Origin of the sequence: Streptomyces sp. SLBN-118, assembly GCF_006715635.1 — a bacterium.
In the GTDB taxonomy this organism is placed as follows: domain Bacteria; phylum Actinomycetota; class Actinomycetes; order Streptomycetales; family Streptomycetaceae; genus Streptomyces.
Window position 1 is genome coordinate 3,093,106 of record NZ_VFNP01000001.1, and the last position, 14,457, is coordinate 3,107,562.

A 14,457-nucleotide genomic window follows, 5' to 3' on the forward strand; every position below is an offset into this window, starting at 1 on the left:
GTGTGGGCCCGCACCTCGACCGAGGTGCGGGCCCACACGTGCGTCCTGCGGTACTGCGGTACTGCGTCCTGCGAAGGTCAGCCGGCCAGAATGGCGCGCGCCAGCTTGGCCGTCTCGGTCGGCGTCTTGCCGACCTTGACGCCCGCGGCCTCAAGGGCCTCCTTCTTCGCCGCGGCCGTGCCGGAGGAGCCGGAGACGATGGCGCCGGCGTGGCCCATGGTCTTGCCCTCGGGCGCGGTGAAGCCCGCGACGTAGCCGACGACCGGCTTGGTGACGTTCTTCGCGATGAAGTCCGCCGCACGCTCCTCGGCGTCGCCGCCGATCTCGCCGATCATGACGATGAGCTCGGTCTCGGGGTCGGCCTCGAACGCCGCGAGGGCGTCGATGTGCGTCGTACCGATGACCGGGTCGCCACCGATGCCGACGGCGGAGGAGAAGCCGATGTCACGGAGCTCGTACATCATCTGGTAGGTCAGCGTGCCGGACTTGGACACGAGACCGATGCGGCCGGGCTTGGTGATGTCGCCGGGGATGATGCCGGCGTTGGACTGGCCGGGGGTGATCAGGCCGGGGCAGTTCGGGCCGATGATCCGGGTCTTGTTGCCCTTGCTGACCGCGTACGCCCAGAAGGCGGCGGAGTCGTGCACCGCGATGCCCTCGGTGATGACGACGGCCAGCGGGATCTCGGCGTCGATCGCCTCGACCACGGCGGCCTTGGCGAAGGCCGGCGGCACGAAGAGGACGGAGACGTCGGCCCCGGTCTTCTCCATCGCCTCGGCGACGGAGCCGAAGACCGGCACCTCGGTGCCGTCGAAGTCGACGCTCGTGCCCGCCTTGCGGGGGTTCACGCCACCCACGACGTTGGTGCCGTCGGCCAGCATGAGCCTGGTGTGCTTCATGCCTGTGGAGCCGGTCATCCCCTGGACGATGACCTTGCTGTCCTTGGTGAGGAAGATAGCCATGACTGTGGTGTCCCTCGTCCCTTACTTCGCAGCCGCGAGCTCGGCGGCCTTGTCGGCCGCGCCGTCCATGGTGTCCACGCGCTGCACGAGCGGGTGGTTGGCGTCGGACAGGATCTGGCGACCCAGCTCCGCGTTGTTGCCGTCGAGGCGCACGACCAGCGGCTTGGAGACGTCCTCGCCCTTGGTCTTGAGCAGCTCCAGGGCCTGGACGATGCCCTTGGCGACCTCGTCGCAGGCGGTGATGCCGCCGAAGACGTTGACGAACACGGACCGGACGTCCGGGTCGCCGAGGATGATCTCGAGGCCGTTCGCCATGACCTCGGCCGAGGCGCCGCCGCCGATGTCGAGGAAGTTGGCGGGCTTCACGCCGCCGTGGTTCTCACCGGCGTACGCGACGACGTCGAGGGTCGACATGACCAGACCGGCGCCGTTGCCGATGATGCCGACCTCGCCGTCGAGCTTGACGTAGTTGAGGTTCTTGGCCTTGGCAGCAGCCTCGAGCGGGTTGGCTGCGTCCTTGTCCTCGAACGCCGCGTGCTCCGCCTGGCGGAAGTCGGCGTTCTCGTCGAGCGAGACCTTGCCGTCGAGCGCGATGACCCGGCCGTCGGCGACCTTGGCCAGCGGGTTGACCTCGACGAGGAGGGCGTCCTCCTCGATGAAGGTCTTCCACAGGGTCACGAGGATGTCGGCGACCTGGTCGGCGACATCGGCCGGGAACTTCGCGGCCGCGACGATCTCGCGGGCCTTCTCCAGGTCGACGCCCTCATTGGCGTTGACGGGGATCTTCGCGAGGGCCTCGGGGTTCTCCTCCGCGACGACCTCGATCTCCACGCCGCCCTGGACGGAGGCCATGGCGAGGAACGTGCGGTTGGTGCGGTCGAGGAGGTACGAAACGTAGTACTCCTCGGCGATCTCCGGCGCCGTCTCCGCGAGCATGACCTTGTGGACCGTGTGGCCCTTGATGTCCATGCCGAGGATCTGACCGGCCTTCTCGACGGCGTCGTCCGGGTCGGAGGCCAGCTTCACGCCGCCGGCCTTGCCGCGGCCGCCGACCTTCACCTGCGCCTTGACGACCGACCGGCCGCCGAGACGCTCGGTCACCTCGCGCGCCGCCTCAGGCGTGTCGATGACTTCACCGGCCAGCACCGGTACACCGTGCTTGGCGAAGAGGTCCCTCGCCTGGTACTCGAACAGGTCCACGCGCGTCCGTCCCTTTTCTACTGATCGCGGTTCGTTGTCTGCGTGGGCGTGCCGCGAAGGGCAACGTGACTGCGCTGTCACAAGGGAGGCGTACACGGTGGCCGAGTACGCGGCATGTCCGTCTCGCAGGTTATCCCCGCCGGACGTGGGTCCCTAAATCGCAGATCACACCTGAGCGGTGATTACGGTCACAGACCGCGCGGGTGTGCGCGCCGAACACGGGCCACACCGAAGGAAACGGGCGGTCCCCACCCCAATGAGGACCGCCCGTGGAAAATCCGGCCCGCCGGCCGGACGCTTCTGCTGCCTCAGATGCCCTGGGTCAGGTGCGCGGCGTAACCCGGGGTGACCGTGCCGGTCAGGCCCTGGGCGCCGGAGACGGTGTTCCCCGCGAGCGGCGTCGAGCCGGCGGTGCCGTACACGTCCTGCGCGAAAGGCCGGACGTCGGAGACCACGCCGCCCGCGAAGGGGGCGACGTCACCGACGACGCCCTGCGCGAGGGTGCCCGCGCTGCCGCCGACGCCGTACGCCACCGGCTGGACCTGGCTGACGACGGTGTCGACGAGCGGCGTGACCGAGCCCGCGACACCCCCCGCGAAGGGCTGCACATCGGAGACCACACCACCGGCGAAGGGCTGGACGTCGGAGACGACACCACCCGCGAAGGGCGTCACGTCAGCAACCACGCCCTGCGCGAGCCCGCCGATGTCGCCGACCGCCCGACCGGCGACCGGGAGAGCGCCGTCGACGGCCCGGGAGGCGATGGGCGGCAGGGTGTCCTGAGCTGCCGCGGCGGCGATCGGGGTGGCGGCGGTGACGGTGCTCTGCGCCGTGTACTCGGCCTGGGCCGGGGCCTGCTCGGCGAGCTGCGGAGCGAAGGCGGCGAGCGGACCGAAGAGGTAGTCGATCTCGGCCTGGACGTCCGCGACGTCGGGGGTGGCCGGGACCTCGTAGGCCGGGACGTCGTACGCAGGGAGCTCGGCCCCGGCGTACTGACGGGCCTGCTCGGCGACGGCCGGGGCCGAGCCCTTGGCGTGTGCGGCAGTGGCGGTGGCCTTGCTCCGGACGGCCGTCGCGGTGCCGGTGGCGGTGGCCCGTGCGTCGGAGGCCGCGCCCTTGGCGGCGCGGGCGGCGTCGATGCCCCGGGCGTCGGACGGGACCTCGGAGCGGACCTCCGACGGGGCGTCCATGACGTCGTCGACGACGTCGGCGGCCTGGTCGGGCGTGGAGAGCGGCACGGAAACGGAGACCTCGGCGGCGCCGGCCGCGGCGGTCCCGATGGCCCACATACCGGTGGCCGTGGCGGCAACGGCAACGGAGCGGCGAATGTTCTTGTGCATGCTTGTGTCAAGTCCTTCGAATTGGTTCGGCTGTCCGGAACTATCCGGTTGGCGGGCAGACCTGTCCCGCCCCCGCGCGGCAGGTCTTGAGCGGGGGAAAGGACTGCCCTAGCCGGGGAATTCGAGGATGTCGCGTGGTCGTTCGCGGGTCGGCGCATCCGCCGACGATCCGCATGTGTCCGGTGCGAGCGCGAGGGACCTGTCGTACGCACCCGTCGCCGCCTGCTGGTCACCCGTGCGCGGCGTGTGGGTCTCGGCGGACTGCTGCAGCGCGCCGGGAACGGAGTGGCAGGGCTCGCCGGGGACCTGAGCGGGCGCGGTAACGGGCCGCTCGGGGCGGGCTTCGGCCCGCAGACGGTCGGGTCCGGTGTCGTAACTGCCGAGCTGTCCCCGGGTGCTGACGGTCGCCGCCCGGGACGACCCGCCCGGCTCGACGGAAGCAGGTCGGCCGAGGACAGGCTGTGGACCACCCATCCGGTCCGCGTCGCTGCCCGCAGGAGTCAGCGGTACGGGAAGGGGGCCCGGCAACGCGTGGGCGGGCAACGCCTGGGCGGTCAGCGCACCGAGCCGCTCGGTGAGCCTGTGGATCACGGGCCGTACGAAGGGACGCACGGTGCCCACGACCGGCTGCGCGACAACGCGCACCGGCTGGGCGGACCGCCCCGCGCTGCGCAGTTCCCGCACCGGGGCCTGCTGCGGTGATGGTGCGACGCTCACCCTGGCGTTGGCCGGCATCGCTGCCATCTCGGTGGCCGCCGTCGGCTCCGGCAGCTCGGCCGCGTGCGCCTGACCGCCGCAAAGAAGACCGAGCGTCAAAAGGCCCCCGAGAAACAGCATCACCCGCAGCGCACGCCGCCCGGCCGCCGCCCGGCGCAGTACGCGCAGGACAGCAGCAGAACAAGCAGCTGCGGCAGTCACGGTGAGGGAGCCTTCCCTGTCGGCGGAAGCGAACCTTCCGTGGGGATCGGGACGATGCTCGCACGAGACTCCCGGGGGCACGCAAGTCCCCTGTTACTGATGGGTCACTTGTCCGGTATGGGAAGCGGCCGCTTCTCGATCGCCGCCGCCATCACCTCCGGGAACAGATCCGGCGTACACGCGAACGCCGGTGCGCCCAGAGCCGCGAGGGCCGCCGCGTGCTCGCGGTCGTACGCGGGCGTCCCCTCGTCGGACAGCGCCAGCAGCGCGACGAACTGCACACCCGAGGCCTTCATGGCAGCGACCCGCTTCAGCATCTCGTCCCGTATGCCGCCCTCGTAGAGGTCGCTGATCAGTACGACGACGGTGTCCGCGGGGCGCGTTATCTGCGACTGGCAGTACGCGAGCGCCCGGTTGATGTCGGTGCCGCCGCCCAGCTGGGTGCCGAACAGGACGTCCACCGGATCGTCGAGCTGGTCGGTGAGATCGACGACGGCGGTGTCGAAGACGACAAGGCGGGTGGCGATGGAGCGCATGGACGCCAGGACCGCGCCGAACACCGAGGCGTAGACGACGGAGGCCGCCATCGAACCCGACTGGTCGATGCAGAGGACCACGTCCTTCTTCACGGACTGCGACGCGCGCCCGTACCCGATGAGGCGCTCGGGCACGACGGTGTTGAACTCAGGAAGGTAGTTCTTGAGGTTGGCCCGGATGGTGCGCTCCCAGTCGATGTCCCGGTGGCGCGGGCGGTTGATCCTCGCCGAGCGGTCGAGCGCCCCGGTGAGCGTGGAGCGGGTGCGGGTGGCCAGCCGCTTCTCCAGGTCGTCGACGACTTTCCGCACGACGGTCCTGGCCGTCTCCTTGGTCGTCTCGGGCATCGCCTTGTTCAGCGAGAGCAGGGTGCCGACGAGATGGACGTCCGCCTCCACGGCCTCCAGCATCTCCGGTTCGAGCAGCAGCGTGGACAGACCGAGCCGGTCGATCGCGTCGCGCTGCATGACCTGGACGACAGAGCTCGGGAAGTACGTACGGATGTCACCGAGCCAGCGGGCGACCGAGGGCGCTGACGCCCCAAGCCCCGCCGAACGGTTGCCGCCGCGGCGGTCGTTCCTCCCGCCGTCGTTGCCGTAGAGGGCGCTCAGCGCACCGTCCATCGCCGCGTCCGTACCGGCGAGGGCGCAGCCGGTGCCGTCCGCGGATTCAGCCCCGAGCACCAGCCGCCAGCGCCGCAGCCGCTCGTCGTGGCTCATCGGCCCACCCCCACGAGGTCGTTGTCCATACGGTCGCTGTCGTCGATGTCGCCGCCGTCGTCGTCGTCGCCGTCGCCGTCGTCGCCGTCGTCGTCGGTGTACAGGGGGCCGAGCAGCAGTCGCAGGAGCGGCAGCACCGCGTCGGCCCGCTCTTCGTCGAGTCCCGGGCCGAAGCCGGGCACCGTGGACTCGGTGCGCATCGGACCGGAAACCGCGGAGGGACCGCGCCTGACCAGCTCGCCCAGGGTGCGGCGCACGCCTGCTTCGTACACGGAGAACGTGCGGCGCAGCAACGGCAGGACGTCGGTGAACGCGTCCGGGGGAACTCCCGTCAGCCAGGCGTCGACAAGCCCGAGCAGGCGCTCGTCGTGAACCAGGAGCATCCCTCCTCCCGAGGCGCCTCCGACGAAGCCCTCAATCCAGGCGGCCGCTTCGGTGGGCGCTGTGCCGGGCGAGAGCGCGAGCCCCATGAGCCGTGCGGCCTCGGCTTCCTCGAGCCGGCCGTCGTCCAGCAGCAGCCGGGCGGCCCGGCCCCGTATCACTCCCGGCACGGTGTCCCGCACGGCGAGCCGGTGCAGGACCGAACTCCACTGCCCGCCCAACTCCTGTGCTGCGGGCAGCAGTCCGATCGCGGTGTGCACCCCGTCCAGGTGTGCCCGCATCTCGGCCGCGCCGTCCGCGTCGAGCCCGGTGCACGCGGGCGGCAGGCCGACGCAGATGCGCTCGGCGAGCCCGGCAGCGACCTCCCCGAGTGCGGCCGTGTCGGTGGACCGCACGTCTCCGTACCGCAGGGAACGGGCCAGTGCGGGAAGGGCCTCGGCAAGATGGCCGACGTCGGCGTCGAGCGCGGCTCGGTCGGCCAGCGCCCTCATCACGACGGGGAGTGCGCCCGGCAGTTCGGCCAGCAGGCACTGCTCGGCGAGTGCGGTGACCTCGGCGAGCGCACTTGCAGCCACCGCCTGGTTCTCCGCCTTCGCGGTGGCCGCGGAGAGCACGGTGGTCCCCCAGACCCCGGCCTCCGCGACCTTGACGAAGAGCTCGGGCTCCCAGCGCAGCCGCCAGCTCTCCCGGAAGGTGCCGGTGCTCCCCCGGCCCGTGACGGGCTCGCCCCAGCCGACGCCGAGCAGCGTCAGCCGGTGCAGCAGGCGGCTCTTCGCCGCGTCGGTCTCCTTGCGCAGATCGAGCTCCAGCTCGCGCTCCAGTGCCTCTGGTTTGAGCCGGAGGCTGCGCTGGAGGCGGCTCAGGTCACGCTGCAGCGGCACGGCGGGCGCGGCATCAGGCACCTCGCCGAGGACGTTCCCGACGATCAGCCGGTCCCTGATCAGGTCGAGCGGCACGTCGGAGCCGTCGCACATCACGGCCCGTACGGCATCGGTCGTCTCGGTCAGCCCGGCCAGCGGCCGGCCGCGCATCGCGGCAAGGGTGTCGGCGAGGCGGACGGCCTCGATGACATGGGCCGAGGAGACCATCCGGTCCTCGTCCCTCAGCAGCCGGGCGACCTTGGTCATCCAGCGCTCCACGGGCCGGTCGGGGGCGCCGAAGAGGTGTCCGTACCAGCCGGGTGAGTCGATCCCCGCGCCGTAGCCGCTGTGCCGGGCGAGCCTGCGGTGGGTCCAGGGCACCCAGGTCATCTCGGTCCTGACCTTGGGCAGCCCTTTGAGGAGGGCCTTGTCGGCGGCGAGGGTGGTCTTCCCGGCGAGCGCGGGCACATGCCAGGCTCCGCACACGACGGCGACGTCGTCCCCGAACTTCTTGCGTGCGGCGCGGAGTTGGATCCGCATATGGGCCTCGCGCACCAGGTCGCGGTCGTGCCCGCCGTGGCCGTACATCTCGCGCAGCGCGGTCATGGCCTCGCCGAGCGCGGTGAAGGGCGCGCGGGGGTCGTCGTCCGCCCGGCCGTCCGGCCCGGCTCTGGACGCGGACCCGCGGTGCTCGACGACGTCCTCCCACCACCGCTCGGGATCGTCGTACCCGGCGGTCTCGGCGAGGACGGCGATGGGATCGATCCGCACGCCCGGGTCGGGCACGGCATCCCATTCGGGATCGACGGCCGCCGCATCGGGCGCGACGCCAGCCGGCTCCCCGCCGGGAACCGCATCCCATTCAGGGTCGACGGCCGCCGCGTCGGGCACGACTCCGGCCGACTCCCCGCCAGGAACCGCATCCCATTCAGGGTCGACGGCCGCCGCGTCCGGACGGAGCCGCGGCTCCGCCTCCCGGCCCGGATCCGCCTCCGAGGAGTCCTTCTCCTCCGCCGCTGCCAGCGCCAGCGAATGCGCGGCGGGGAGGTCGATGAACCGCACCGGCACCTCCCGCTCCAGCGCCCAGCGGATCGCCACCCACTCCGGTGAGAACGCGGCCAGCGGCCAGAACGCCGCCCGTCCCGGGTCGTCCACAGCATGGGCGAGCAGGGCGACCGGCGGGCGCATCTGCTCGTCCGCCGCCAGCGCAAGCAACGCGTCGGCCTCGGGCGGTCCCTCGATCAGCACTGCCGGGGGCGAGGCCGCGTCCAGTGCGGCCCGCACCGCCCGTGCCGAGCCGGGACCGTGGTGACGGACGCCGAGGAGCAGGGGGCCACTCATGCGCTCACCTCACGGCAGGCGCGGTAGAAGTCCTTCCAGCCGTCCCGCTCACGGACGACCGTCTCCAGATACTCCTGCCAGATGACGCGGTCCGCCGCCGGGTCGCGGACGACGGCGCCGAGGATTCCCGCCGCCACATCAGCGGGCCGCAGCACACCGTCGCCGAAGTGCGCGGCGAGCGCGAGGCCGCCCGTGACGACGGAGATCGCTTCGGCCGTGGAGAGCGTGCCCGAGGGCGACTTGAGCTTGGTGCGGCCGTCTGCCGAGACGCCGTCCCGCAACTCCCGGAAGACGGTGACCACCCGACGGATTTCCTCAAGACCCTCGGGCACGGCCGGCAGATCGAGGGAGCGCCCGATCTGGTCGACGCGCCGCGAGACGATGTCGACCTCGGCCTCGGACGTCGCGGGCAGCGGCAGCACAACGGTGTTGAAGCGGCGGCGCAGCGCGCTGGACAGGTCATTGACCCCGCGGTCGCGGTCATTGGCGGTGGCGATGAGGTTGAACCCGCGGACGGCCTGCACCTCCTGCCCCAACTCCGGGATCGGCAGGGTCTTCTCGGACAGGATCGTGATCAGTGTGTCCTGTACGTCGGCGGGGATACGGGTGAGCTCCTCGACGCGCGCGGTCATGCCCTCCGCCATGGCGCGCATGACGGGGCTGGGCACGAGCGCGTCGCGGCTGGGGCCGTGCGCGAGCAACTGGGCGTAGTTCCAGCCGTAGCGGATCGCCTCCTCGGGTGTGCCCGCCGTGCCCTGCACGAGCAGCGTCGAGTCGCCGCTGACGGCCGCGGCCAGATGCTCGGAGACCCAGGTCTTCGCGGTGCCGGGCACGCCGAGGAGCAGGAGCGCCCGGTCGGTGGCGAGTGTGGTGACTGCGACCTCGACGATCCGGCGCGGACCCACGTACTTGGGCGTGATCACCGTCCCGTCGGGGAGATCGCCGCCGAGCAGGTAGGTGGCCACCGCCCAGGGCGACAGCCGCCAATTGACCGGGCGCGGCCGGTCGTCGGCCGCTTCAAGCACCTTGAGCTCCGCGGCAAACGCGTCCTCGGCATGCGGCCGAAGGGCCTCGGCGCCGGTGGTTGCCCCTGTTTTGGACACGGTCATGGATCCCCCTCCAGATCGGTTCCAGATCGTTCGACCCGATGTGGATTCCACGGTGCACCATGCCACTGACAATCGACCTCGCCGCATACGAAGCCGCAGGTCAGTGCCCATTGTCAGTGGTGACCCGTAGCGTCGTCCGCATGCTGCGAACCAACGGGGGAGAACCCGCGAACGCCGCGGATCAGGAAGTGCGCTGGACGTCGGAACAGGTGCTGGCACTGGCTCCTGACGACCTGTCACGCAAAGCCGGAAACAGACTCGGGGCGGCCGGGCCGTGGTCCAGTGCGGGCAGCAGCGGCTCGGGGGCCGTGTGGGGCCTGTGCAAGGGCAGCGGCAGCAAGCCGTACCAGACCGTCGTCGACACCACGGGGCCCGCGTACAAGTGCAGTTGCCCCAGCCGGAAGTTCCCCTGCAAACACGCGCTGGGGCTGCTGCTGCTCTGGGCTGCGGACGAAGACTCCGTCTCGGCCGCGCGCACGCCGGACTGGGCCGAGGAGTGGCTGGAAGGGCGCAGAAAGCGCGCCACGGACAAGGAACAGAGCGGAGCGGGCGCCGGTCAGGCGGCGAAGACCGCCGATCCCGAGGCGGCCAGGCGCAGGGCCGAACGACGGGCGGAGCGGATCACCTCGGGGGCGAGAGAGCTGGAGCAGCGGCTGTCCGATCTGCTGCGCGGCGGCCTGGCCTCGGCCGAACAGGCGGGGTACGGGCTGTGGGATGAGACAGCCGCCCGCATGGTCGACGCACAGGCACCCGGACTGGCGGGCCGGGTACGTGAGTTGGGGGCGATACCGGGCTCGGGGCCCGGCTGGCCGGTGCGGCTGCTGGAGGAGTGCGCGCTGATCCATCTGCTGGACGCGGCCTGGCTGGGGATCGAGCGGCTGCCGCAGCCGCTGGCCGCGACGGTCCGCACCCGGGTCGGGCTCGCCTCGCCCGCCGAGGGCTCGCCCGTGCGGGACGACTGGCTGGTCCTCGCTCAGTACGACTCATCGGACGGCAAGATCACCACCCGCCGCATATGGCTGCACGGGCGCGAGTCGGGGCGTACTGCACTGCTGCTCTCCTTCGGCGCGGCGGGACGGTCCCCGCAGCAGGCCCTGCCGGTGGGGCTGATGATCGACGCCGAGCTCACTGGCTACGCGGGTGCGGGGCAGCTGCGGGCGGAGCTGGGCGAGCAGTTCGGCGCGCCCGTCCCGATCGCCTCGCCACCGCCGGGCGGCCCGACCGGGGCAGCTCTGAAGGCGTACGGGCAGGCACTGCGGGACGACCCCTGGCTGGACTCCTGGCCGGTGACGCTGAGCCGCGTCATACCCGTTCCCTGGGACGGAGGGTGGCAACTGGCCGACGCCGACGGCAAGACCGCGCTGCCGGTCGCTCCCGCGGCGCTCGCCCGCTCCGGGCTGCTGAAGCTCGTGGCCGTCTCCGGCGGCGGCCCGGTCACCGTCTTCGGCGAGTGCGGTCACCAGGGCTTCTCACCGCTGGCGGCCTGGCCCGAGGACGGGTCCGAGACGGTCCCGCTGATCTGAACGTACGGAGGACCCATGACCGGCACCACCACCAGCACATCGGCCTGGGAAGAAATCGTCACCGCGGCCCTGCTCGGCACCGACCGCCGCACGCCACCGGACGCGGTCCTGACTCCGGGCAAGGACGCCCCGTCCGCACTGCTGGACGCCGCGGCGCTCCATACCGTGCGGCGCAGGGCGGGACTGCTGCCCGCACCCGCGGCCGACCGTCCCGAGCCCGCGCCGCACGACGCCCGGCCCCGGCTGCCCGTGGCCGCGCGGCGACGGCTCGCCCAACTGCTCGCCGACCGGTCCGCACCCTCCCACGCGGGCGGGCGGCGCGGTACGGCACCCGATCTGACCGAGCTGCTCCCGCAGTGGCTGACAGCTGCCAACGAGCACCGCTACCAGGCGCCGCCGTCCCTGCTTCCCGCGCTGCTCGACGCGGCCAGGGCACGGACCGACCTCCGGCCGCAGGTCCTCGACTTCGCCGGGTCGCGCGGGCTGTGGCTGGCCCGGCTCAACCCGGACTGGAAGTTCGCGCTGCGCGGTGCGTCGGGGAGCGCCGTGCTGCCCGACATGACCGACACCGAGGCGGTCCAACGGCTCTGGGGCGAAGGGCTGTTCGCCGAGCGCGTCGCTCTGCTGGCCGCGGTGCGGGTGCACGACGCGGAGGCCGCGCTGGCGCTGCTGACCACGACATGGGGCACAGAACGTGCCGAGGACCGGCTGATGTTCCTCGACTCCCTGCGTACGGGGCTTTCCGGCGAGGACGAGCCGTTCCTGGAGCGGGCCCTGTCCGACCGCAGCCGCAATGTCCGCGCCACGGCGGCCGAGCTCCTGTCCGCCCTGCCGCACTCCGCGCTGGCCGCACGGATGGCGGCCCGGGCCGCGTCCTGCGTCGGCCTGGACCGCAGCGGGGGCAGGACGACCGGCGGGGACGCGGCGGCGATCGCGGTCGAGGCACCGCACGAATGCGATGCGGACATGCAGCGAGACGGGGTGGTTCCCAACCCGCCGACCGGCCGGGGCGAAAGGTCGTGGTGGCTGGGCCAGTTGGTGGAGGCGGCCCCGCTGTCGACCTGGCCGGCGCGGCTCGGCGGACGTACGGCCGAGGAGATCGTCGCCCTGCCCGTGGCCGAGGACTGGGGCCAGGAACTGCACGCGGCATGGTGCCGGGCCGCGGTGCGACAGCGCGACGCACATTGGTCCCGTGCCCTCCTCGGCGCCCCGGCCGCACCACCGGACACCGGTCCGGGCACCTCGTCACTCGCCGAGCGGGCCAAGCTTCTCGCGACGCTTCCGGCTGACGAGCGGGCGAGCTGGGTGGCGCAGTTCATAGCCGCGCACGGTCTGTCGGAGGCCTTCCAGCTCCTCGGTGTGTGCGCGGTGCCGTGGGCGGAGCCCCTGGGCCGCTCGGTGGTCGACGCGCTGGACATCGCGCGGGACGCGGGGAGCTACCCATGGAGCTTCAGCGGCGTGATGGGCCTCGCCGAACGCTGCCTGGACCCGGCGGAGGCGAGCCGCCTGGAGCTGCTGACGGCGACCCCGGACGAGACGGAAGGGGCCTCGCCTGGGGCGGGCGGGTACTGGTCGGAGGCGTTTCAGCGGCTGGTGTCGACGCTGAGGCTGCGCGCGGCGATGCGGGCGGAACTGGCGGACGGTTCCCTTTGAGCCGAGGCTCCGTCCCGGCCCCGGCATGCGGCCTTCGGACGCAAGGTCCGCAGACGCCGGACGGGCTGGATGCTGCCGGCCCGCCCGTAACCGCTATGCGCCTGCGGGCTCCCGCACATGCGCGTTCACCCAGTCGACGATCGAAGCCGTCGTCGCACCCGGCGTGAAGATCTCCGCGACGCCCAGTTCCTTCAGCGGAGCGATGTCTGCCTCCGGGATGATGCCGCCGCCGAAGACCTTGATGTCCTCCGCCTCGCGCTCCTTCAGGAGCGCGATCACCTTCGCGAAGAGCGTGTTGTGCGCGCCCGACAGGATGGACAGGCCGATCGCGTCCGCGTCCTCCTGGATCGCCGTGTCCACGATCTGCTCGGGGGTCTGGTGGAGGCCGGTGTAGATGACCTCCATACCGGCGTCGCGCAGCGCCCGCGCAATCACCTTGGCACCCCGGTCGTGGCCGTCGAGACCCGGCTTGGCCACCACCACACGGATCGGACCGGTCACACCCATCACTGCCTCCACATACCGACTGCGCCGCATGGGCACGGGTCCCGCGCCGACCTCAGGCCCGGGCAAGTGAACGAACGTTATCTCCAGCATCCCGCAACCGGCCGTTTCACGGTGGGCAGCGAGGGGGAAATCACACATGGGACAAGTTCGCTAAGCGTCGTACCCGCATCGGGCGGAACACAAGCCGCATCACCGCCGCTGGCACGTTCGCTACGGGAGCCGCAACAGGGTCGTACCCCCGCGCCGTCAGCCGCGCGGCACGGCGGTACGACACCGTCGGCCCCTGGCCCGGCAACGGGCCAGGGGCCGCACAGTACCTACGGCAGCTCCCATGAGGGCACACGGGGGACGGAGCCGTCCTCCGGCGTGCCGTACGGGAGGTCGGCAATGAAGGTTCTCCCCTTCTTTCCGCTGTGTCTTCGCCCTGTCGGACACCTGCGAATCTCCGCCGCACTGCTGCGTGCCGCTGCCCTCGAGCTGGCAATCCTCGCCGGGCATCTGCTGCTCTACCCCACCGGCCTCACCGCGGAGCGCCTCGCGCCCGCCCCGGCACCGGGTCCGGAGCCCCGCCCCTGCGACGCCGCGCTGCTCCCCACCGGCGGCCCGGTCCACCCGCCCGTCGTGCTCCTGCACGGTTTCGTGGACAACCGCTCCGTCTTCGTCCTGTTGCGCCGCGCGCTTGCCCGGCACGGCCGCCAGCAGGTCGAGTGCCTGAACTACTCACCGCTGACCTGCGACATCCGCACGGCCGCAGAGCTGCTGGGCCGCCATATCGAGCAGATCTGCGCACGTACAGGCCGACGCGAGGTCGATGTCGTCGGGCACAGCCTGGGCGGCCTGATCGCTCGCTATTACGTGCAGTGCCTCGGTGGCGACCTGCGTGTCCGCACCCTGGTCACGCTCGGGACGCCGCATTCGGGGACCGCCATTGCCCCGCTCGCCAGCGCGCACCCCATCGTGCGCCAGATGCGCGCGGGCTCCGCAGTGATCGCGGAGCTTGCCAAGCCCGCTCCCGGGTGCCGTACTCGGTTCGTGAGCTTCTGGAGCGATCTGGATCAGCTGATGGTCCCGGTCGAGACGGCATGCATCGACCATCCCGACCTCACCGCGCAGAACGTACAGGTCACCGGAATCGGACATCTCGCGCTGCCGGTCCACCCCGCCGTCGCGGCCGGGATCCGGGAAGCCCTCGAGTCCAGCGACTCGGCGACAGGCGCTTCGGGAGCCGTCTCCGTCGCGTGAATCGGCGCGCTGCCGAGCAACGATTGATCGAACACGTTTCGAACGTAGGATCAAAGCTGTGCCCGCAGTCCGCCGAAAGACGGCCGAATGCCCGTTTCCTGATTGCCTAAAACCTGCCGAAGATTGTCGCCGTTGCATACCGCCGGGTACAGTCGCGCCACTGCTTTC

11 protein-coding genes are annotated in these 14,457 nt (G+C 71.7%); 3 read left to right on the forward strand and 8 right to left on the reverse strand.

The features are described 5' to 3' along the window. Positions 1-77: 77 nt before the first annotated feature. The 7 genes from sucD to FBY35_RS13935 form a co-directional block, all read right to left on the reverse strand. Complete coding sequence (gene sucD / locus FBY35_RS13905; RefSeq protein ID WP_142214111.1) at positions 78-962, reverse strand: succinate--CoA ligase subunit alpha; 885 nt, start codon at positions 960-962, stop codon at positions 78-80. Positions 963-983: 21 nt separating this feature from the next. Next, positions 984-2,162, reverse strand: coding sequence for an ADP-forming succinate--CoA ligase subunit beta (sucC, locus tag FBY35_RS13910; protein WP_142214112.1), 1,179 nt, complete (start codon positions 2,160-2,162; stop codon positions 984-986). Between the two features lie 308 nt (positions 2,163-2,470). Continuing rightward, entirely contained in the window at positions 2,471-3,502 is a 1,032-nt protein-coding gene (locus FBY35_RS13915) for a hypothetical protein (RefSeq protein ID WP_142214113.1), read from the reverse strand. Between the two features lie 108 nt (positions 3,503-3,610). Continuing rightward, entirely contained in the window at positions 3,611-4,420 is an 810-nt protein-coding gene (locus FBY35_RS13920; RefSeq protein WP_142214114.1) for a hypothetical protein, read from the reverse strand. 104 nt (positions 4,421-4,524) lie between these two features. Continuing rightward, the gene (locus tag FBY35_RS13925) at positions 4,525-5,673 is read right to left on the reverse strand and encodes a VWA domain-containing protein (RefSeq protein ID WP_142214115.1); all 1,149 of its coding nucleotides are present in this window, start codon (positions 5,671-5,673) and stop codon (positions 4,525-4,527) included. Continuing rightward, on the reverse strand, positions 5,670-8,255 hold the full coding sequence (locus tag FBY35_RS13930; RefSeq protein ID WP_142214116.1) for a DUF5682 family protein: 2,586 nt from the start codon (positions 8,253-8,255) through the stop codon (positions 5,670-5,672). Before FBY35_RS13930 ends, FBY35_RS13925 begins: the two co-directional genes overlap by 4 nt. Continuing rightward, positions 8,252-9,364 carry an AAA family ATPase gene (locus tag FBY35_RS13935; protein WP_142214117.1) on the reverse strand — a complete coding sequence of 371 codons (1,113 nt, stop codon included), beginning with the start codon at positions 9,362-9,364 and terminating at the stop codon, positions 8,252-8,254. The genes FBY35_RS13930 and FBY35_RS13935 overlap by 4 nt, the downstream gene beginning before the upstream one ends. A 140-nt stretch (positions 9,365-9,504) precedes the next feature. Between FBY35_RS13935 and FBY35_RS13940 the strand changes: the two genes are divergently transcribed. Together FBY35_RS13940 and FBY35_RS13945 are read left to right on the forward strand one after the other, a co-directional pair. Further along, entirely contained in the window at positions 9,505-10,887 is a 1,383-nt protein-coding gene (locus FBY35_RS13940) for an SWIM zinc finger family protein (protein WP_186356931.1), read from the forward strand. A gap of 15 nt (positions 10,888-10,902) precedes the next feature. Then, complete coding sequence (locus FBY35_RS13945) at positions 10,903-12,540, forward strand: DUF5691 domain-containing protein (protein ID WP_142214118.1); 1,638 nt, start codon at positions 10,903-10,905, stop codon at positions 12,538-12,540. Positions 12,541-12,633: 93 nt separating this feature from the next. Here the strand turns inward: FBY35_RS13945 and FBY35_RS13950 are convergent, their stop codons facing one another. Then, positions 12,634-13,047 (reverse strand): cobalamin B12-binding domain-containing protein, encoded by a 414-nt coding sequence (locus FBY35_RS13950; protein WP_142214119.1) that lies wholly within the window; start codon positions 13,045-13,047, stop codon positions 12,634-12,636. 387 nt (positions 13,048-13,434) lie between these two features. On the opposite strand from FBY35_RS13950, the gene FBY35_RS13955 reads away from it, so the two are divergent. Then, positions 13,435-14,289 (forward strand): alpha/beta fold hydrolase, encoded by an 855-nt coding sequence (locus FBY35_RS13955; protein ID WP_142214120.1) that lies wholly within the window; start codon positions 13,435-13,437, stop codon positions 14,287-14,289. Positions 14,290-14,457: the final 168 nt, after the last annotated feature.